Source organism: Klebsiella sp. MBT K-1 (assembly GCF_002556465.1).
GTDB lineage: Bacteria > Pseudomonadota > Gammaproteobacteria > Enterobacterales > Enterobacteriaceae > Klebsiella > Klebsiella grimontii.
The window spans coordinates 190,926-210,520 of sequence record NZ_PDEL01000004.1 but is presented as its reverse complement, the minus strand read 5'-3'; the positions used below and the strand labels follow the sequence as shown (position 1 = coordinate 210,520).

Genomic DNA, 19,595 nt, shown 5'->3' with positions numbered 1-19,595 from the left:
GCGTGCGGCGGGGAGTATGCTACTATTCCCCGCTTGTTCACTGCCAATAAATCGCCACTATGAAATTTCCCGGTAAACGCAAATCCAAACACTACTTTCCCGTCAATGCTCGCGATCCGCTGCTGCAGCAAATTCAGCCGGATAATGAATCTAACGTCGCCTGGGTCGTCGGCATCGATCAAACCCTCGTTGATATCGAAGCGAAAGTGGATGAGGCGTTTATCGTACGCTACGGCCTGAGCGCCGGGCATTCGCTGGTGATTGAAGATGACGTCGCCGAGGCGCTGTACCAGGAACTGGTCCGCAACGACCTGATTACCCATCAGTTTGCCGGCGGTACCATCGGAAACACCATGCACAACTACTCGGTGCTGGCGGATGACCGCTCGGTTCTGCTTGGCGTGATGTGCAGCAATATTGAAATCGGCGGCTACGCCTATCGCTACCTGTGCAACACCTCCAGCCGTACCGATCTGAACTATCTGCAAGGGGTGGATGGCGCGATTGGTCGCTGCTTTACCCTTATTAGCGACTCCGGCGAGCGCACCTTTGCGATCAGCCCCGGCCATATGAATAAGCTCCGCCCGGAAAGCATTCCGGAAAGCGTAATCGCCGGCGCTTCCGCGCTGGTGCTGACCTCCTATCTCGTCCGCTGCAAGCCGGGCGAGCCGATGCAGGACGCGACGATGCAGGCCATCGCATATGCGAAAAAGCACGATGTACCGGTGGTCCTGACCCTGGGGACTAAATACGTCATCGCCGATAATCCGGCGTGGTGGCAGGCGTTCCTCAAAGAGCACGTTTCCATTCTGGCGATGAATGAAGAGGAGGCGGAAGCGCTGACCGGGCTGTCCGATCCGCTGCTGGCTTCCGACAAGGCGCTGGAATGGGTTGACCTGGTGCTGTGCACCGCCGGGCCTGCCGGGCTGTATATGGCCAGCTTTACCGAGGATGAGGCTAAGCGCAAAACGCAGCATCCGCTGCTGCCGGGCGCGATTGCCGAGTTTAACCAGTATGAATTCAGCCGCGCGATGCGTCATCAGGATTGCGAAAATCCGCTGCGTATTTATTCCCATATCGCACCCTATATGGGCGGGCCGGAGAAGATCATGAATACCAACGGCGCGGGCGACGGCGCGCTGGCGGCGCTGCTGCACGACATCACCGCTAATAATTATCATCGCAATAACGTGCCGAACTCCAGCAAGCACAAATGCAAATGGCTAACCTATTCCTCGCTGGCGCAGGTGTGTAAATACGCTAACCGCGTGAGCTATCAGGTGCTGAACCAGCATTCACCGCGTCTGACCCGCGGCCTGCCGGAGCGTGAAGACAGCCTGGAAGAGGCCTACTGGGATCGTTAAGCGGCCGGATAAAGCTGGCCCCGGTCATCCGGGGCCGAAGCATTAACCGGTAATAAGCTCGCCGGCTGGCGGCGTTTCAAGCAGCTTAAGCATGGCGCGGGCGATTTCTCGTTCGCCCATCACCACCTGGTTGGCGCCGCGTTCGACGATATACTCCACCTCATCGTCGTAATGCGCGCGCGCGATGATCTCGATATTTGGGCATTTTTCTCGTGCGGAAGCGACGATTTCCCCGGCCTCGTAGCCGTTAGGAATGGTCAGCAGCAGCCAGCGTGCGCAGTCCAGATGCGCCAGATTCATAATCTCTTCATTGGCGGCGTTGCCTAATACCGCGCGAATACCCCGCGCGCGCAGTTCGTCAACGCGGGTGCGCGACGTTTCGATAACCACCAGCGGTATCCCCTGAGCCATCAGTTTTTCACCAAGCAGGCTCCCTACGCGACCAAAACCGACCAGCAGCGCATGGTTACAGATATCAACGGGGATCTGTTTCTCATCTTCCAGCACTTCTTCCAGCGTCTGTTCGTCCAGCGTCTCCGTTTTATCGAGGTATTTTTCCAGCAGGGTAAACAGGACCGGGTTGAGCATGATGGAGATAATGGCGCCGGCAAGCACCAGGTTCTGCCCGGCCTGCGGCAGCAGATCCAGCGCCATTCCCAGACCGGCAAGAATAAAGGCGAATTCACCGATTTGCGCCAGACTGGCGGCAATGGTCAGGGCAGTGCGCGGCGAGTGGCCAAACATCCGCACCAGGAAGAAAGCGGCGGCCGATTTACCGAAAATAATGATGGCCAGCGTCGCGAGCACCGCCAGCGGCTGCTCAAGCAGGATCATCGGATCAAACAGCATTCCCACGGAGACAAAGAACAGCACGGCGAACGCGTCGCGCAGCGGCAGCGTATCGTGGGCCGCGCGATGGCTGAGTTCGGATTCATTGAGCACCATACCGGCGAAAAAGGCGCCGAGGGCGAAGGAGACGTCAAACAGCTCAACGGCGCCGAAGGCGATGCCGAGCGCTAACGCCAGTACCGACAGGGTAAACAGTTCGCGCGAACCGGTTGCCGCGCTGCGTGACATAATCCACGGCACCAGGCGGCGGCCCACCAGCATCATAATCGCGATAAAGGCGACGACTTTACCAATGGTAATGCCCATATCGAGGGCCAGGGAAGCCAGACCCACGTCGCCTTTCTCCGTCATGCCTGCGACCGCTGGCAGCAGCACCAGCGTCAGCACCATCACCAGATCTTCAACAATCAGCCAGCCGATGGCGATTTGCCCCCGCTGGCTATCAATAAGCTGTCGTTCTTCCAGCGCGCGCAGCAGCACCACGGTACTGGCGGTAGAAAGACACAAACCAAAGACGATGCCGGTCATTAACGACCAGCCCAGCATGGCAGAGAGCGCCATGCCCAACAGCGTCGCCACGGCTATCTGGGCGATAGCGCCCGGGATGGCGATGGCCTTGACCGCCATCAAATCTTTTAAGGAGAAATGCAGACCCACGCCGAACATCAGCAGGATCACGCCAAGCTCGGCCAGCTCCGGCGCCAGCTTGGTATCAGCAACAAAACCCGGGGTAAAAGGTCCGGCCAGCACGCCCGCTAATAAATATCCCACCAGAGGAGAAATACGTAGCTTATTGGCAATCATGCCGAGAATAAAGGCGAGCACAAGGCCGCCGACAATGGTGGTGATTAGCGGTGTTGCGTGGTGCATTCCGTCTCCTTGCAGTGGTGAGCTGATCCATTTTCGGCACAAAAACCAAAAAACCGAATAATAGTTTATGACAATTTCAGTGGTTTTGTTTATGAATAATTATTGAATTTTGCAGAAAAATGGAATTGACGCCTAAAAAGGCACGGACAGCCAAATGGCAGCAGGTTATGCGGGGTAATGCCGATGGAGTAAGGGATTGCGGCAGCCAAAGTTGCACTTTGGCTGCCGGATAATCACGACTTTTGGCGGTTATCAGGAAGAAATATCGTCAGAATGCCGAGAAGCGGCAGGAAAGCACAGATTTTATAGACCAGTTCGATACTGGTATGGTCAGCTAAAAGCCCCAGCACCGCGGCTCCAAGGCCGCCCATGCCAAAGGCGAAACCGAAAAACAAACCAGAAACCATGCCGATCCGCCCCGGGAGCAGCTCCTGGGCATAGACCAGAATAGCGGAAAAGGCCGAAGCGAGAATAAAACCAATAATCACCGTCAAAATACCGGTCCACTCCAGCGATGCATAGGGTAAAACGAGGGTAAACGGCGCTACGCCAAGGATAGAGCCCCAAATTACATATTTACGCCCAATCTTGTCACCAACAGGCCCGCCAATCACCGTTCCTGCCGCGACGGCAAAAAGAAAGGCAAATAGGTGGAACTGGGCATTTTGTACCGACAATCCGAACTTTTGCATCAGATAAAAGGTGTAATAGCTACTGATGCTCGCCATATAGAAATATTTCGAGAAAATGAGCATTAACAGGATGCTAACCGCCAGAATGACTTTATTTTTCGGCAGCGGATTAACCACCACCGCTTTCGGTTTACCTTTGTTCAGACGGTGCTGAGCGGCATACCAGCGGCTGATCTGCGCCAGCACGACGATCGCCAGCAGCGCCGCCAGGACAAACCAGCCGACGTTCCCTTTGCCGTAAGGCGCGATAATCAGGGCCGCAAGCAGCGGACCTAACGAGCTGCCGAAGTTGCCGCCGACCTGGAATATCGACTGCGCCAGGCCATGACGTCCGCCGGAGGCCATGCGCGCCACGCGAGAAGACTCCGGATGAAAGACCGACGATCCGGTCCCGACCAGCGCGGCAGCGAGCAGAACCATCCCGAAGCTGCCGGATATCGCCAGCAGCACCAGACCGCTCAGGGTAAAGCACATGCCAATTGGCAGCGACCACGGCATCGGGTGTTTGTCGGTCAGGTAGCCGACAACCGGCTGCAGTAGCGATGAGGCCAGCTGGAAGGTGAGGGTGATCATCCCAATCTGCACAAAGGTCAGCGAGAACTCGGCCTGAAGCAGCGGGTAGATAGCCAGAATAAGCGATTGGATCATATCGTTCAGCAAATGCGAGAGGCTGATGGCCCCGAGAATGCGAAACGAAGTGCGTGCTTTTTGCGGCGCAGCAGCAGGGCCGGATAAGGGTTGTGCGGTCTGATTCATTGCCATAGGTTCGCTTAAGTGTTTTTTATAGAGGATGCAGGTGGAATTATTATCTGTATAACAATTTCATTTAGTCAAAAAAGCAGTATCTGAAAATGTCGAGTTAAGAGCACTAACTGACTCAAAACCAACCAAAGCTGGACTCACTAAGACTCAGTAAACTGGAGAGCAACAAATTATCGAACATGTTTATCTCTATGCAATAGACTCTAGAAAATACACATTTGTATTGCTGACCACTGATACTACACAGGTATCAAATTTATGTTAATAATTTGTTGGTTTTTTTGTGGTGTTCAAAGAGGTCCCGGGGTTATATTAACCCCGATCTCCTTTGTAAACCATCATGCACTAAAAAAGGAGTTGAACCTTTCACTGTACCTCAATTCATTTTCTGTATCATCATTGAGAATCCAAATTATTCTCCCCTTAAAGTAGATCATGGCTATGATATCGTTATTTTTTCTGTATTCGGCTATATTCCATAGAATAGAATGGCATCTCTGGAAGAGGTAATCAAAACGTTGATTGAATAGATAGTTGTAAACATTTTTTAGTTTACGTATATCGTCTTCTTTTATTTTTTCAAATGAATTGTTTTCGATATAAGATTCATATTTTTGAATGATCGCTCTGCATTGGTTGTAGACACTGGTTTCAGAAGATAGTACGCTATCTAAAGATGCAACTTTTTCTTCATGGCTTTTATCTGCGCTCAGTTCGAGAACCATATTATTTGCAGTTGTATGGAATTCTAATTTCCTTGCTTTTTTTATCAATGTGTTTAATGATTTGATTCTTTCTTTACGATCTTTTTTGATAGACATCATTTGATCAGAGATAATATAAGCGAGACTACTGCTGCTAAACTCTTTTTTTCTTCTTTTAGCTAATTCGATAGCTTTGTTCTTATCAGTTTTTTCGTAGATATACAGTTGCTCAATATAGCAATCCGCTAACATAGATTTATCGTCAGAGGAACATAATTCTAAACATTGTGTTAGGTGCTTTTGTGCTAGATCGTATTTACCTAGCATCCTGAATGATGTTGCCATAAAATAATAATATTGATAACAGTCTGCATTCTCAATGTTATCGAGTGTTTTCAGTAAAGAAACAGAAGTAGAGATCACCTCGTTATACATTGAGGCATTTTTAAGTGCGTACACATAACCTCTTGATAGGAAGAGCAATTTATTTAATCTTCGCGTATTAATCTCTATTGTTTCTTGATCTTGGCTTTTTAGTTCAAAAGTATGCATACAATTATTAATATTATTGACAAGTAAATACCCCCCATTATCTTCCTCGGTACTAAAGCCTTTTTCTAAAACTTTTCTGTTAGTAGAATTTATTTTGAGACCATCTTTTGTTTCAATAATTGTAATGCCTAAATATTCTTTTGATATATTAAATATTTCATCATGAGACATTAGCGAAAGTATATAGTCTTTTATGATAGGATTTATTTTGGCAATTGATGTTATATTATCAATAACAATGGTTTTGGCAATCCCCATATCTACTAATTGTTTTATATGATCAAGATCGAGTTTAACTCCAATTTTACTTTTACGGATATTTCTTAGTGATTCACCATTTTTTAATACTGCTAATATTTTTACGAGTAAATAAGTTAGATTATAATCTGGAGTGTCTTTAAGTAGTTCTATTTGCCTCAAAGTTTTTTCGGAAATATTATTAAAGTATGATATCCCTTCGAAAATATTTTTCTTATCTAAAACATCTTGTGCAGATGCATCATCCAGATAATAAATGATTCTATCAAGTTTTTTTATTACTCCTTCAGACAAATCATGGAAATCAAGAATCTGACTTTGCGTGAAATGACGCTCATCGAACCTGTTTTTTAAAACAACAAAAGTTTCTTGAACAGTTAAACACTCCAATTTGACGTAAATATCTTTGAAGTTACGAATGAATGCATTAGATGAAAAAAAGAAAAGAGCCATACTATTGCTTTGCGTTAGCATTGATGGAAGATTTCTAATATAAGAAATAGCATCTAAGTCCAAGTCGTTTGAGATATTATCAAAGTGTATTATAACATGTTCATCATAATTTATTATGTAATGATAAATTATCTGAGAAATATCTAACCCGGCATCTTTTTTTATCTTTGTCTCAAGTTGTTTTTTAGATATTACATCAGATAGATCAATACGTAAAATTGATGAGTTGTCGTAGCCCATTTGGAGTGCAACTGAATAAATGAAGTCAGTCAGGCCATATCCTAGGCCGGACTCAACAAATACATTTTTCAATGAAGAAAGATATGAAACTGCTAAATTTTGCTCTTTAAGTCTGGTTGATAAGTATTCCGTTCTTTTCTCAAAATAGCTGTGATTAAGTATTTGTGCCTTATTCTCATTCTCAATGGCTATTACTTTTTTTTTTCAGAAAAAGCCGAGTTAGCTTCTTCAAATAGCACATTGCAATCTATCCCTTTAAAAAATTGGATTCTCCCTCTGCTTATGGCGGGATTAAGCTCCTTAAACCAATCACCAAAATCATCTTCTATAGATGAGTTTGAGTCAGAGTAAAAACACCACGCGATGGAATAGTTAGCGCTTTGCACGTTTACTATATTGCTCAATGCTCTAGTAAAACTATCTTCCCAACCGCTATACGCCATTATATAAACCGAAGTATCTAAAAATAAATCTTGAAGAGATGCTTCGATTTTAATTCTTTCTGCATTTAATTGGCTGTAGGAATGCATTGTGTCATTTTTATCCCAGACTCCATGGATATGAACAATTTTTATATCATCACTACTTATCGCATTTATATGAGAATCGGACACAATACTTAAACTAGTTTTTGGTATTAGATTTTCTCTAAATGATTCCTCTAACAAAGTATCAAAATTTGTTGTTATAATATTTTTAATATTAATTTCGCCGCTTCTAATATATAGAGCCAAATCATTTATTGCTTTCGTTATTCTGTGCTTATTATTAACAGGATCTACATTACTTAATACTATTTCAGTAATAATGGCATTAATCGAATCTTGACCAAGTACAGATGCAATAAATTCAAAACCTGATTGGTAGTTATCACTTAATTCATTATCATCCAAAAATTCATTATAATTTGATTTCAAGCCCTTCTTGGTTAAAAAATCACCAATATGCGTGTTGATTTCATTAACATCTGCTATACCTACGCCATTATGCTTTCTGGAGATAGCTGAACCCAGTACTAAAGTTATTGGTTTTTCTTCCAGCTTAAGCCTTTGAATTAATGAGCCTTTTCTGCTAATTATACGTTTAGCCACAACCCAATCCTATAGATGTAAAATTTTGTATGAATAAATTTCAATAAGCCATGAGACACCTCTTATTGTAAAATATTTTTTACAAATGTCAATATTCTTGCTGCTCTGGGAGTTTATTCTCTGAGATACTCAACCTTGACTGTGAAAGAATGCAAAATCTATACAAGAGAGTTAGTTCAATATATCAAAAATAGCTGTTTGAAGGTATTTTTAAATAGATTTTAAGAGGTTTTTATAAGGCTATTGACTGTATTTACAGACAATACTGCTAAAATCGATTATAGTAGTATTGGTAATAACAGATAGGAGGGTGTTTTTTATATTTCAGAATTATTGTGTACATTAACTTTCCTTTAGATATAATAACTAGAAGGAGAGAATAATGAATACATATGCATACACTCGAGTATCAAAAGCAGATTCTGAGAATGGCACTACCGATAATCAGATTCATTTAATTCGTTCACAACTGGATATTGATATGGTCTTTTCTGATGTCAATATCTCAGGTTCAATGCCCTTCATTGAACGTCCAGAAGCAAAAAAACTCTTAAGCTATCTCAACAAGGGTGATACCGTTGTTATAGCGAAATTAGACAGAGGTTTTCGAGATACCGCTGATTGTTTGAATACAGTAAACTTATTGAAGAAGAAAAAAATATTTCTTAAAGTATTAGATATTTCCTTAGATTTATCCTCCCCAATTGGTGAGATGATTCTTACTATCATGGCTTCAGTTGCAACTTTTGAAAGAAAAAGAATCGCTGAACGAATAAAAGACGGTTTCAGTGCTGGTCGTAGCAAAGGAAAAAAGTATGGTTATAATAATAAGAATACAAAAGCTGGTGTTATAAAGAGAAACTCAAAAAGACAAATCGAAACTCAACTTCGGTATGAATCAATACTGGAATGTCTCAGAAAATTACCCGCTAAAAAACCATCTGAACGAGTTATGCTTGCTCACTTGGAGCAAGCCGGGATTCCGGTGAGTAGGAATACTTTGCGTAAGGCTTTAGGTAAATAATTGCTCATAAAGCATACAGTTTGCTTCAAGAAAAGTATGCTATCATGTGTATAATGGATTTCAAACCTAAACTAACTAAGAATATATTACTGATTAGTAAATGCTTAAAAAATTCAGTGTTATAATGAATCTAAGTCCTTACTACTAATACTAACTAACCAGAAAAGATAGATAGCAGCTTGCTGCTTACGCCGTAGGCGTAATATTTTATTAGCATGAATAAATGCTTTAAATAATCAGTGTTATAATGAATCTAAGTCCTTACTACTAATACTAACTAATCAGAAAAAGATAGATAGCAGCTTGCTGCTTACGCCGTAGGCGTAATAATATTTTATCTAATTAACTAAAACAGATGGGGCGATGCCCCATCGTTATCATAGAGTTAACGGCAATTACTTAACGCACCAGTATGAGTAACCCTACCATTCGCATCAAAAATCGTCACAGAGCCTTTTCTGGTTCGTTTATTAATGGTTAATGAAGTAGCTCCTGTATCGTCTTGCTCTTCAAAGTGATACTCAGTAGCAGTTTGAGTTGTTTCAACACCTGTACCAAAAGTTGGTACAGTCACTTTTTTCCAGGTTCCTGTCTGCTCGTTCGTTAGTTTTCCATTGCATGTCCAGCGCGGGTTAGCTGGATCTCTTCGTGCATTCTGTTGCTCCAGAGCTTCTCGATTTCTTATCGCCTGTTCTATCTCTGCCCTCGGGTTGAAATTCATCAACCTGTCGATATCAGCCTGTGTTGTTTGCGCACTCATCGCGATTGATGGAAACGTTAGTATCAAAGCCAGAGTCAGCTTTAAAGAGAAGATTGATTTAGCTTTGTGGAAAAATTCTGTTTGTAACACGTTGAAAACTCCTTGTATAAAATTTGTTAAAACTATGCCTGCATTGCCCCTGTAGCTTGTTTACAGAGATGTTGTCCACCGAGTGACACTAGGTACTCGGTGGACAATGTCACAACAGACACATAGTTTCTCTTGGTAATAAATACTAAGTAATTCTTAGTAAATTGTACACCAATAAAAAACATAATCAGCGTAGTTCATTGGGGTTGGTACTATGCTGATTACACGGTTGAAAGAAGCCCGGCGGCGAGCAGGGCTGACTCAGGAAAAACTAGGCATCCTTGCTGGGCTGGATGAAGCATCTGCTAGTACAAGGATTAACCAGTATGAAAAGGGGAAGCACGCGCCAAATTTCGAAACAGTCTGCAACCTGGCAAAAGCATTAAATGTACCTGTTTCTTTTTTGTACACACCTGAAGATGACTTGGCTCAGTTTATACTTCTGTTTGGTTCCTTAAGCGAGTTGAATAAAAAAGAAATTCTATTGAAATATAGATAAGGATACTTATCTCTGTAATGTAATCTTATTTAACTAATTCTGAAAGCATAGCAAACAAGTTCGCTTTTACTTTTCACTTTAATGATTTTTGAGAGAAATTATTAACCTAATACTTAAAGGACTGCAACTAAGTAAATCCGTATACCAACTTCAGCATAAGAAATATCTCAGATTGTATCACCTTGAAAGAGGGGAGGGACGAGTGATATTGCTCCGTAGAGATACTATTTTTAATAGAAGCAGCTCTGAACCTTCCCTTGATAGCAGTCATATCCGTACAATTCATCTTTCGCTTTTGAAAAAAACTATGTTTTTCTTGATTTTTATGAATATTAACATGTATAAAATATTATGATGTACTTATGTTAAAATTAGAGGGTGTTGACAAATGAATGAACTATATCAAGTGATACTATCAGCTGTTGAAGAGTCAGGGGCAGATGCTTCTATTAATGATAGGTTAACAGAAATTTTACATAAAGAGCTTAGTAGTTATGTAAATTTTGAACTTCTTAAATCCAAGCTTGAAGTTTTATATAACTACGAGAAAAGCTATCTTGAACTCATCAAGGAATACAAAGAGGAAATCAAGTTTGCGAGTACTCTTCAAGAAGATCTAAGAAAAGAGAGATCTAAATTCTTTTCTGAAACATTAAAAGAAGTCTCTGAAACGCTTAATCAATCTCAGGTTGATAATCAAGTTGCTTCAAAATGGTTAAAAGAGCTGGTCGATAGCTATACTAAAAGTTTGGACTTAAGCGGTAATTTAATTGAAGAACATACTCTAGATACCATAGGGATTATTCGATCAGAGGCTAAACTAAATAAACCAAGTGTATCTGTTGATAACTAAAATAGGAAAGAGTGTTCAAATTATCCAGTTGATTGATATTCTGTATTTGGTGAAGTAGTGTAAGATTTTATATAATACTTTGTATAAAAATACACATGAATACTTATTGAACACTTTTTATTTAGTCTCGCCATCGAAAATGCAAAAGATTAACATGTACCGCAAATCAATGAAAAGAGCACTGACTGAGTTATTGATGGCTTTGTATGAAGCAAGAAAAGATCTTGTCTCGCGCACTGTTAATGAAGATTCACGGCTATTTTCTTGCTTGTTTCAATATGAAGATCAAGAAAATCTATTATTACTTTCTTTTGAAAGAGAATACTCTATTTTCATAAACTGTAATTTAGAGAAAATTTCCAACTATGTTACTGATTTTGATGGCAATTACTCTAAAGAGAAAATAAAATACATTGTGGAAGAGTTTATCTGCTTCAAAGAGTCCAGAAGTACCTCAGTTATAGACTCATTTTTCCTTATTGATAAAATAAATCAGATTGAAAAAATTTTTTCCATCTTTGATAAATCTAAAGATAGATTGGATGAGTTAAATTACATAAAGAATAAAGATCAAGTTCTTTTTGATAGACAGTTCAGATTATTAGGGGAATAATATGAGTTGGTTTAGTAAATTTGGCAGTGCAGTTCTAGATTGTGTAAGTAAACCAATTGATGTTTTATGTGATTGGGCTTCAGAGCCACTCAAAACAAGGGCTCATGATAGAAGTGAATCAGAAAAAGACTCTGAACATAAACGTAACATTGAAATACTAACAGCTCAATCCAAAGCAGAGTATGAAATAAGAATTCAAGAAAAGGAGTTCGAACATAATTTAAAAAATCAAGAAAAGGAACTTGAGGTAGATCTTGAAGTTCGTAGGGTACGGGAAATCGAAAAAACTGTAGCTGAAATTCAAGAGTGGAAAAAAGAAAAAGAATTTGAACGTATGGAGCGTACTACTGCTGCAATAGCTCTTTATCTTGAACAACTAACGAAGTTAAATGTAGAGACTATAAACGCTATTGGAAATATGCAACTCGAACTAAAAGCACGTGCACAGCAACTCGTTTATGATAAAGCTAAACAGTATAAGGAACTCCAGGATATTGCTATGGAGGATGCTATTCATGATTTTCTAAGAATTGAAGAGAAATTTGGGAATAATGAAAGGGCAAAAGATATCCTTACTAAAGCAGTTGATACTAAAATGGGAAATATAATCGCAACGTCAACACGCTTCTTAGAGGAACTCAATAGAGACATTGTTAATCTCAATGAAAGTATTAACAGACTAACAAATCAAGGTCAAAGATTCATTGAGAATCATTTAGAACGCTTTCATGTATCAAATATTAGTTCGCCTCTTACTCTTAAAAAAGAAAATGATGAAAAGATAATATTACCAAAAAACGATATCAATTAATCCATACATAATCCAACTGGATATAATAACCATTTTAATGGTTTACTAATAACTGATATGAGTATTGCAAACCTTGGAATGAATCTTAATTATATTTTTTATTCAAAATGATATAATTGTTTGAAGGCGATAACAAAGTGGGGCCGACAGTCACTTACTTTAGTAAGTGACTGGGGTGAGTGAACTCAGCCAAAACATAATCAACTTGAAGTATGACGGGTATGTAAGCTAAGATCCTATCTCAATAAGCGATAAAAATAGACTTCTAAATAGTTCTGTTTGACGCTCAAGGCCATAAGAAGCAACGTTTCTGCAAAGACCTAAGCACCAGGCTCACTCCGTGTTTATTACCTACTGGGATAGGCTCTAACTCTGTATATACAATAGAATATTATAAACTGTCGTAGTGGATTCTGGAAAAATATGGATAAAATGAAAGGGGCACTTGGCCCCTTTGAACAATTTGTTATCTAAAAAATTTAGTACATTTGGGTCTTTGGAGAAGTCTTTATCGAAATTTAATCTGTGGACAAATTTGCACTTATCACTTTCAATCCAGAGATCAATAAAATCCTTTATGTTTTTATCAGCAGTAAGTTCATCATAGTGAATAATTACCTATTCATAAGGTCCTTTATGAGAAAAAATACCTTTTTAGATGCAAGGTAATACATATTTTTAATTTCTTCAAAATCCATCTTTAAATCCTGCAAGTGATTTTTTTAATCGCTCAGTATCTGACTTAAATATAGTCTGTCCATCTTTTATTAAAAAATTCTGATGGTGTCCATCTGTTTTGTCTACTTTTATACGTAAGTTTTTTGGACCATTGATTTGGTAAACAGTAATGCGTTTAACTAGTCGTTTTAGATGCATGTTATATTTTGAAGGATCATTTATTGTACTTAGCACCACAATGTCTTCTTGTCTTGGCGCAATAACTTCTGGTTGTTCAAGCAAAGTTTGTAGTTCTTTTTCTAAATTGCCAATAGTCTTTAGTACTGAAACTGGAGGGGTATCTAGTTTCAGAAGCATTTCGTTAAGTTGTTCTATCTTATTTCTTTTTGTTATTATTGATTCACTCCTGATGTTTTTGGTTGATGTGTTCTTTATTTCAAGTTTATCTAATAAATTAATTAGTATCGGCGTCAAGTTGGGTATGGATTTTGTGTTTTTACAGCGTCCTTCTCTCGCTGCTATGCAATAGTGATAATGGTATTCATGTTTATCATTTTTTGCAGTTTTACTATAACTCTTTTTAAAACAAATTGCGTTTCCGCATTCACAGTAGAAAACACCTCCGAATGGATTAACACGAGATGGGCGTCCTTTTGATGCATTTTTATTGTCAAACTGAATCTGAGAAAATAAATTATAATCAATAAGAGCTGGGTAGTAATTTTCGACAAGAGCTACCGGTATATATTGCCCTTCAATTACTTGGTGTGACTGATATGCTCCGTAAAGTACGGGGCTTGTGATTATTCTTTTAATTGAGGGTTGATACCACTCTTTTCCTGTAGGTCCCGGGATTTGTCTTTCATTTAATATTTTTGCTATTTTTCTTGGCCCATGTCCTAGTAATCTTAGTTCAATTATCTCTTTAGCTATGGTTGCGCGGTCGTTTAAGACATAATGCCTTTGCTCCTTATCGTAATCAAGCCAAAACATAGATTTTCCGGGGAGTATAACACCATTTTGCGCTTTTTCTCTTGCTATCGCTTTAGACTCTCTGACTAGTTTTGATTTTCTAAGCGACTCTTTATGGGCCAAATCTGCTGCTAATGCAACCATGATGACTGAGCTTAGATCATTTAGGGAGTCCTTATTAAGCACTTGGCCTTGTAGTGTCTTTGCATCCTCGCCAACAAAAGCTACTTTGATGTCGTGCTGAAGAATTTTCTTTAGAATATCTTGTGTATGGCTAATTCCTTTACGACTTAAACGGTCGATAGCTTCAATAAGTATAAAACTACCTGCTGGTATAACACCAGTTTGAATCGCTTCGAACATCTGTTCAAGCTCAGGACGACGCACATTTTTGAATCCTGAAATCCCTAGATCATGATAAGACTGGTTTGAAAGCCTCAATCCGTGCTGTGTGCAAAATAGACGGGATGCATTTAACTGACGTTCTAATGACGTACCTGTTGCTTGAGATTTGGTACTAAATCGTACATAACTGAAGGCTTCGATCATGCTGATTAACACTCATTTTTTCATTTATCCATTGAATTATATCATGTTTGTTATATTTGTTTAAATGAAACCGTTATCTGCCTAACATACCTGCCGCTAAGGTTTGAAGGAAGTCGCAATTCTGAAAACATATTTGTCTAATTCGCTATCTCGCTATACTTTCGGCACTTGTTACTTTGTCAGGGAGAGAAATATGCACCTTATTAAACGAGGCGTCGCGCTGGCGCTATTTACCGCGTTATCGCTGGGGAGCCTGTCAGCGCAGGCTTATGAGCAGGATAAAACCTATAAAATTACCATCCTGCATACGAACGATCATCATGGTCACTTCTGGCGCAGCGACTACGGCGAATACGGGCTGTCGGCACAAAAAACGCTGGTGGACGGTATCCGCAAAGAGGTGGCGGACGAGGGCGGCAGCGTGCTGTTGTTATCCGGCGGCGATATCAATACCGGCGTGCCGGAATCCGACTTACAGGATGCGGAACCCGATTTTCGCGGGATGAACCTGATTGGCTACGATGCGATGGCGGTAGGCAATCACGAGTTTGATAATCCCCTTAGCGTACTGCGTCAGCAGGAAAAATGGGCGAAGTTCCCCTTCCTCTCCGCCAATATTTACCAGAAAAGCACCGGCGAGCGTCTGTTTAAGCCGTGGGCGCTGTTCAAGCGCGGCGGACTGAATATTGCGGTTATCGGCCTGACGACCGACGATACGGCTAAAATCGGCAATCCCGAGTTCTTTACCGATATCGAGTTCCGAAAGCCGGCGGAAGAGGCCAAACTGGTTATCCAGGAACTGCAGCAGAACGAAAAACCGGATGTGATTCTGGCCACCACCCATATGGGTCATTATGACAACGGCGCCCACGGCTCTAATGCGCCTGGCGACGTTGAGATGGCGCGCAGCCTGCCTGCGGGATCGCTGGCGATGATCGTCGGCGGCCACTCGCAGGACCCGGTATGCATGGCATCGGAGAATAAAAAGCAGGTGGATTATGTCCCGGGCAGCCCGTGCGCGCCGGACAAGCAGAACGGTATCTGGATCGTGCAGGCCCACGAGTGGGGCAAATACGTGGGCCGCGCCGACTTCGAATTCCGCAACGGCGAAATGAAGCTGGTGCACTATCAGCTGATCCCGGTCAACCTGAAGAAAAAGGTCACTTACGACAACGGCGAGAGCGAGCGCGTGCTCTATACGCCGCAAATCCCTGAAAGCCCGCAGATGCTCTCTCTGCTGACGCCGTACCAGAATAAAGGCAAAGCGCAGCTGCAGGTGAAAATTGGTAGCGTGAACGCGCATCTGGAGGGCGATCGCAGCAAAGTGCGTTTTGTGCAAACCAATATGGGACGTCTGCTGCTGGCGGCGCAGATGGCGCGTAGCAATGCCGATTTCGCGGTGATGAGCGGCGGCGGAGTACGTGACTCGATTGAAGCGGGCGATATCACCTATAAAGACGTGATGAAGGTACAACCCTTCGGCAACGTGCTGGTGTATGTCGATATGAGCGGTAAGGAAGTGACGGAGTATCTGACCGCGGTGGCGCAGATGAAACCCGACTCCGGCGCCTATCCGCAGTTTGCCAACGTCGGTTTTGTGGCCAAAGACGGCAAGCTTAACAATTTGACCATCAAAGGTGAACCGGTCGATCCGGCGAAGACCTACCGTATGGCGACCCTGAGCTTTAACGCCACCGGCGGCGACGGCTACCCGCATATCGATACTAAGCCCGGCTATGTGAATACCGGCTTTATCGACGCCGAAGTGTTGAAAGAGTATATCCAGAAAAACTCACCGCTCGACGCGGCAGCCTATGAGCCGAAAGGCGAGGTGAGCTGGCAGTAACGTCAGAGTAGCCCCCGGTGGCGGGGGCTACAGGTCTGAGCGGTTGTGGATTTTATAGCCGGACAAGGCGCGTCAGCGCCGCCTCCGGGATTGTCCTCTGACGAAAATCCGTAAATTAATCGCGCCGCGCGATATCGGCGAATTTCGCCGCAAGGATCTTCGCCAGATCGCTGGCCGCCAGCTCAATATCCAGGCCGCGTTTGCCGCCGGAAATATAGATGGTGGCGAACTCCTGGGCCGGCGCGTCTATCACCGTCGGCAGACGTTTTTTCTGCCCGAGCGGGCTGATACCGCCCACCAGATAACCGGTGACCCGCTGCGCGACCATCGGGTCTGCCATATCCACTTTCTTCGCGCCTAAGGCTTTCGCCACCTTTTTCAAATCCAGCTGACCCGCTACCGGCGTCACTGCGACGGCCAGATGCTTCATGTCGCCGTTAACGGCGACCAGCAGCGTTTTATAGACCTGGTCGGCGTTGAGCCCCAGCTTGCGCACCACCTCATCGCCAAAATTGGTTTCGTGCGGATCGTGATCGTAGCTGTGGATTTGAAAACTAATTTTGTTTTTTTCGAGTAATTTTACGGCGGGAGTCATCGTTATCCTTCTTACCAACCGATTAAATGTGACATAAGCATACGCCCGACGGCTGTCTAAAAAATAGTATCATCTTGCGCAATAGTGTTGGCAGTGATGGTCACTTTGAGCGACAATCAGACGATCCGGGGCGCGAACCCCGGAATAATAATAATGATGAAATTCCTCTTTGACGGGCCAATAGAAATATTGGCCATTTTTTTACGTCAGCATATCCGGCAGATTCCCTTCCCCGTATAAATGTAGCGCCCCGACGGCAACCACGTAGCGCCCCGGCGGCAGCGCCAGCAGCGTTTCGCGCCAGGCGAGGTTGCGCTGGTGCATCAGCACGTCATACAGCGACTGGCTAAAGGTGGTCGGTAGCGAGGTTGTTCCTTGTGACGGCGGCTGTTCCAGCCACCAGCCGATCATCACCTGCAGCAGACGCGCATTCGTGCGCCAGTGGGTGAGGGTATCTTCCAGCAGCGCCAGCCCGCCGTCGGGCAGATCCCGCAGCAGCGCAATCTGACTATCGGCGCCCTCCAGCTCCATCACGCGGATATGGCTCTCGCGCGCTGCCATCAGCAGCTGATAATCAATGCCGTAGTCTGCTCTTAGCCCTAATTTTTGCGCCTGAGTCGCCTGCAATACCATCGCCACCTGCCACAGCGGCTGGTTGTCGAACAACGCGATAGACAGACCCATTTCTCCCGCACGATCTTGCAGTTCTGCAAGCTGGGATGGGCTCAGGCGTTCCGCCAGCGGCGGACAGGAGGGGAGGTTGCTGAACGGCGTTTCGCTGCCGCTAATATCCGCTTCCACAATCAGCGCATCGGCCTGGCGGATCTTTTTTAATAACCTGGCGGGCGGCGGCGACATGTCGCGGGTGCCCATATGAATACTGCCGACCAGGTGTAGATAGCGCTCGCCGGGCAGGGTGATGTCCAGCGCGGGCCAGGAATAAGACGAGCCGACGGCGGCTTGCCACAGCATTTTTATTCGGTTTAACAGGCCCATACGTGCTCCGTAGTGTGAGGAATCCATGCTAGCGCGCGGGGGGCTGGGGCGCAAGGGGACTCAACGTGCGCGACGGAAGAGGCGTTTTGCAATGTCACGAAAATAACAAAAAAATTTGATGTTCTCTTTTTTGTCATTTCTGTAATGGCGTTTTGAAATTAATTATCACTTAAAAAACAATGGTATGACTATTTATAACGTGAATTGATATGGTGTTTTTTTCTCAAATATTCCTCGATTGTGATAATAAAATAAAAAATCTGTAACAAAAAATAAACAAAACGCTTCTATATTGGCCCCTTCAATTTTTGGGGGGAGTGACATGCGTAACTGGAGTGAGCCTAAAAAGAATAAAGCCCATATCGAGCTGATCCCGATGATCGATGTGATGATGTTTCTACTGGTTTTCTTTGTCCTGATTAGCCTGAATGTGATCCCGGCTCTGGGCTTGAAAACGCAGCTGCCGTCGGCTGGCAGCGCCCAACAGCTTAAACCGCAAAAAAAAGCCATTATCACCCTCGGCGCCGACGACCAGCTGCAGCTTGATGGCCAGCCGCTGCCCCTGAATGCGCTGGTCAATACCCTGAAGCAGCAGCAGGAAAACCAAACCACCACCATTATCGTGAACAGCGATAAAGAGGTTGCGGTGGAACGCCTGATCGCCGTGATGGATACCCTGCGTCAGGGTGGTTTCTTCTCCATTTCCATTGCCACACGGAAGCAGTGATATGTACCTGCTTTATCGCTCACGTCACGTTGTTAGCTGGCTACCCGCCCTTGTCGTCGCCGGATGTTTACTGTTTGTCAGCCAGCAGGCAGTGCTGCAGGTCAAACCGCATTACGACGATACGGTCATGGAACTGTCGCTGGCTGAACCCGAACCGCCGCAGCCGGAGCCTGTCCCGGAACCGCAGCCGGAAATACCGCCGCAAATTCAACCTGAGCCGGAACCGGAGGCGGTCGCTGAACCCGTCGTTTCTGCGCCAGAACCCATTATCCAGGCCAAACCGGTTGTTAAACCGAAAGCCAAACCCAGGCCCAAACCGGTTGTGAAGGAAAAAGCGCCGAAACCGCAGGCGATCGCGGCTCCGCAGCCCGCCGCCGTTCGTCGCCCGGCGAGTAAACCGGCCCCGCCGCCTTCTCCCCCGGCGCCGAAGGCGAACGCGCAGGCGGTGGAAAACGGCTATCTGCAGGCGCTGCGCCGGGAGCTGGAGCAGCGCAAGCGCTACCCGAGCGGCCGTCAGGCTTCGCTGGAGCGCCCGCAGGGCAACGTGGAGGTCTGGCTGGAGGTTGACCGCAGCGGCAGAGTGCTGGCTTCCGGTATTGCCAGCAGGGCGCCGAACATGCTGCTCAATCGCGCTGCGCTTAGTTCCCTGCAAAGCATCAGCCAGCTGAAGCCCTTCCCTGAAGAGGCTTTTGCCGGACAAAGCAGCAAAAAATTTACCGCGACGTTTAATTATCAGGCGCCATAAGC

At 44.2% G+C, this 19,595-nt stretch carries 17 protein-coding genes; 9 read left to right on the top strand and 8 right to left on the bottom strand.

Going from position 1 to position 19,595, the window contains the following annotated elements:
• Window positions 1-59 precede the first annotated feature (59 nt).
• Window positions 60-1,364, top strand: coding sequence for an inosine/guanosine kinase (locus CMQ96_RS07585; protein WP_098066510.1), 1,305 nt, complete (start codon window positions 60-62; stop codon window positions 1,362-1,364).
• A 42-nt stretch (window positions 1,365-1,406) separates the two neighbouring features.
• On the opposite strand, the gene ybaL is transcribed toward CMQ96_RS07585, so the two are convergent.
• The 4 genes from ybaL to CMQ96_RS07565 form a co-directional block, all read right to left on the bottom strand.
• A complete protein-coding gene (gene ybaL, locus CMQ96_RS07580) occupies window positions 1,407-3,083 on the bottom strand; it encodes a YbaL family putative K(+) efflux transporter (protein WP_024359017.1) in 1,677 nt (558 codons plus the stop codon).
• 233 nt (window positions 3,084-3,316) lie between these two features.
• Window positions 3,317-4,537 (bottom strand): MFS transporter, encoded by a 1,221-nt coding sequence (locus tag CMQ96_RS07575; protein ID WP_024359016.1) that lies wholly within the window; start codon window positions 4,535-4,537, stop codon window positions 3,317-3,319.
• Window positions 4,538-4,875: 338 nt separating this feature from the next.
• Window positions 4,876-6,744, bottom strand: a complete 1,869-nt coding sequence (locus tag CMQ96_RS07570; protein WP_141522380.1) for a hypothetical protein — start codon at window positions 6,742-6,744, stop codon at window positions 4,876-4,878.
• A gap of 191 nt (window positions 6,745-6,935) precedes the next feature.
• Complete coding sequence (locus tag CMQ96_RS07565) at window positions 6,936-7,835, bottom strand: SIR2 family protein (RefSeq protein WP_098066506.1); 900 nt, start codon at window positions 7,833-7,835, stop codon at window positions 6,936-6,938.
• 382 nt (window positions 7,836-8,217) lie between these two features.
• On the opposite strand from CMQ96_RS07565, the gene CMQ96_RS07560 reads away from it, so the two are divergent.
• Window positions 8,218-8,859, top strand: a complete 642-nt coding sequence (locus tag CMQ96_RS07560; RefSeq protein WP_038423296.1) for a recombinase family protein — start codon at window positions 8,218-8,220, stop codon at window positions 8,857-8,859.
• A 385-nt stretch (window positions 8,860-9,244) separates the two neighbouring features.
• Here the strand turns inward: CMQ96_RS07560 and CMQ96_RS07555 are convergent, their stop codons facing one another.
• A complete protein-coding gene (locus tag CMQ96_RS07555) occupies window positions 9,245-9,709 on the bottom strand; it encodes a hypothetical protein (RefSeq protein ID WP_071889571.1) in 465 nt (154 codons plus the stop codon).
• Between the two features lie 214 nt (window positions 9,710-9,923).
• On the opposite strand from CMQ96_RS07555, the gene CMQ96_RS07550 reads away from it, so the two are divergent.
• From CMQ96_RS07550 to CMQ96_RS07535, 4 genes are all read left to right on the top strand, one after another.
• Window positions 9,924-10,208, top strand: coding sequence for a helix-turn-helix domain-containing protein (locus tag CMQ96_RS07550; RefSeq protein ID WP_038423294.1), 285 nt, complete (start codon window positions 9,924-9,926; stop codon window positions 10,206-10,208).
• Between the two features lie 388 nt (window positions 10,209-10,596).
• On the top strand, window positions 10,597-11,061 hold the full coding sequence (locus CMQ96_RS07545; RefSeq protein ID WP_038423293.1) for a hypothetical protein: 465 nt from the start codon (window positions 10,597-10,599) through the stop codon (window positions 11,059-11,061).
• 154 nt (window positions 11,062-11,215) lie between these two features.
• Window positions 11,216-11,674: a hypothetical protein gene (locus CMQ96_RS07540; protein WP_255256983.1), complete on the top strand. Its 459-nt coding sequence runs from the start codon at window positions 11,216-11,218 to the stop codon at window positions 11,672-11,674.
• A gap of 1 nt (window position 11,675) precedes the next feature.
• A complete protein-coding gene (locus CMQ96_RS07535) occupies window positions 11,676-12,485 on the top strand; it encodes a hypothetical protein (protein ID WP_038423290.1) in 810 nt (269 codons plus the stop codon).
• Window positions 12,486-13,172: 687 nt separating this feature from the next.
• Here the strand turns inward: CMQ96_RS07535 and CMQ96_RS07530 are convergent.
• Window positions 13,173-14,684, bottom strand: coding sequence for a recombinase family protein (locus tag CMQ96_RS07530; protein ID WP_071889569.1), 1,512 nt, complete (start codon window positions 14,682-14,684; stop codon window positions 13,173-13,175).
• Window positions 14,685-14,877: 193 nt separating this feature from the next.
• Between CMQ96_RS07530 and ushA the strand changes: the two genes are divergently transcribed.
• Window positions 14,878-16,530 (top strand): bifunctional UDP-sugar hydrolase/5'-nucleotidase UshA, encoded by a 1,653-nt coding sequence (gene ushA / locus CMQ96_RS07525; protein ID WP_049085219.1) that lies wholly within the window; start codon window positions 14,878-14,880, stop codon window positions 16,528-16,530.
• A 115-nt stretch (window positions 16,531-16,645) separates the two neighbouring features.
• Here ushA and ybaK read toward each other — a convergent pair whose 3' ends face one another.
• Both ybaK and CMQ96_RS07515 read right to left on the bottom strand, forming a co-directional pair.
• Window positions 16,646-17,125 (bottom strand): Cys-tRNA(Pro)/Cys-tRNA(Cys) deacylase YbaK, encoded by a 480-nt coding sequence (ybaK, locus tag CMQ96_RS07520; protein WP_049085218.1) that lies wholly within the window; start codon window positions 17,123-17,125, stop codon window positions 16,646-16,648.
• Between the two features lie 201 nt (window positions 17,126-17,326).
• On the bottom strand, window positions 17,327-18,121 hold the full coding sequence (locus CMQ96_RS07515) for a TraB/GumN family protein (protein WP_024359013.1): 795 nt from the start codon (window positions 18,119-18,121) through the stop codon (window positions 17,327-17,329).
• A gap of 322 nt (window positions 18,122-18,443) precedes the next feature.
• Here CMQ96_RS07515 and CMQ96_RS07510 point away from each other — a divergent pair, with 322 nt between their 5' ends.
• Together CMQ96_RS07510 and CMQ96_RS07505 are read left to right on the top strand one after the other, a co-directional pair.
• Window positions 18,444-18,848: a biopolymer transporter ExbD gene (locus CMQ96_RS07510; RefSeq protein WP_024359012.1), complete on the top strand. Its 405-nt coding sequence runs from the start codon at window positions 18,444-18,446 to the stop codon at window positions 18,846-18,848.
• Window position 18,849: 1 nt separating this feature from the next.
• Window positions 18,850-19,593 (top strand): energy transducer TonB, encoded by a 744-nt coding sequence (locus CMQ96_RS07505; protein WP_004137935.1) that lies wholly within the window; start codon window positions 18,850-18,852, stop codon window positions 19,591-19,593.
• Window positions 19,594-19,595 lie beyond the last annotated feature (2 nt).

Excerpts from the sequence above, each read along its gene's own strand:
- CMQ96_RS07585 (WP_098066510.1), top strand. The coding sequence starts at position 60 with ATGAAATTTCCCGGTAAACGCAAATCCAAACACTACTTTCCCGTCAAT.
- ybaL (WP_024359017.1), bottom strand. The coding sequence starts at position 3,083 with ATGCACCACGCAACACCGCTAATCACCACCATTGTCGGCGGCCTTGTG.
- CMQ96_RS07575 (WP_024359016.1), bottom strand. The coding sequence starts at position 4,537 with ATGGCAATGAATCAGACCGCACAACCCTTATCCGGCCCTGCTGCTGCG.
- CMQ96_RS07570 (WP_141522380.1), bottom strand. The coding sequence starts at position 6,744 with ATGGGCTACGACAACTCATCAATTTTACGTATTGATCTATCTGATGTA.
- CMQ96_RS07560 (WP_038423296.1), top strand. The coding sequence starts at position 8,218 with ATGAATACATATGCATACACTCGAGTATCAAAAGCAGATTCTGAGAAT.
- CMQ96_RS07550 (WP_038423294.1), top strand. The coding sequence starts at position 9,924 with ATGCTGATTACACGGTTGAAAGAAGCCCGGCGGCGAGCAGGGCTGACT.
- CMQ96_RS07545 (WP_038423293.1), top strand. The coding sequence starts at position 10,597 with ATGAATGAACTATATCAAGTGATACTATCAGCTGTTGAAGAGTCAGGG.
- CMQ96_RS07540 (WP_255256983.1), top strand. The coding sequence starts at position 11,216 with ATGTACCGCAAATCAATGAAAAGAGCACTGACTGAGTTATTGATGGCT.
- CMQ96_RS07535 (WP_038423290.1), top strand. The coding sequence starts at position 11,676 with ATGAGTTGGTTTAGTAAATTTGGCAGTGCAGTTCTAGATTGTGTAAGT.
- CMQ96_RS07530 (WP_071889569.1), bottom strand. The coding sequence starts at position 14,684 with ATGATCGAAGCCTTCAGTTATGTACGATTTAGTACCAAATCTCAAGCA.
- ushA (WP_049085219.1), top strand. The coding sequence starts at position 14,878 with ATGCACCTTATTAAACGAGGCGTCGCGCTGGCGCTATTTACCGCGTTA.
- ybaK (WP_049085218.1), bottom strand. The coding sequence starts at position 17,125 with ATGACTCCCGCCGTAAAATTACTCGAAAAAAACAAAATTAGTTTTCAA.
- CMQ96_RS07515 (WP_024359013.1), bottom strand. The coding sequence starts at position 18,121 with ATGGGCCTGTTAAACCGAATAAAAATGCTGTGGCAAGCCGCCGTCGGC.
- CMQ96_RS07510 (WP_024359012.1), top strand. The coding sequence starts at position 18,444 with ATGCGTAACTGGAGTGAGCCTAAAAAGAATAAAGCCCATATCGAGCTG.
- CMQ96_RS07505 (WP_004137935.1), top strand. The coding sequence starts at position 18,850 with ATGTACCTGCTTTATCGCTCACGTCACGTTGTTAGCTGGCTACCCGCC.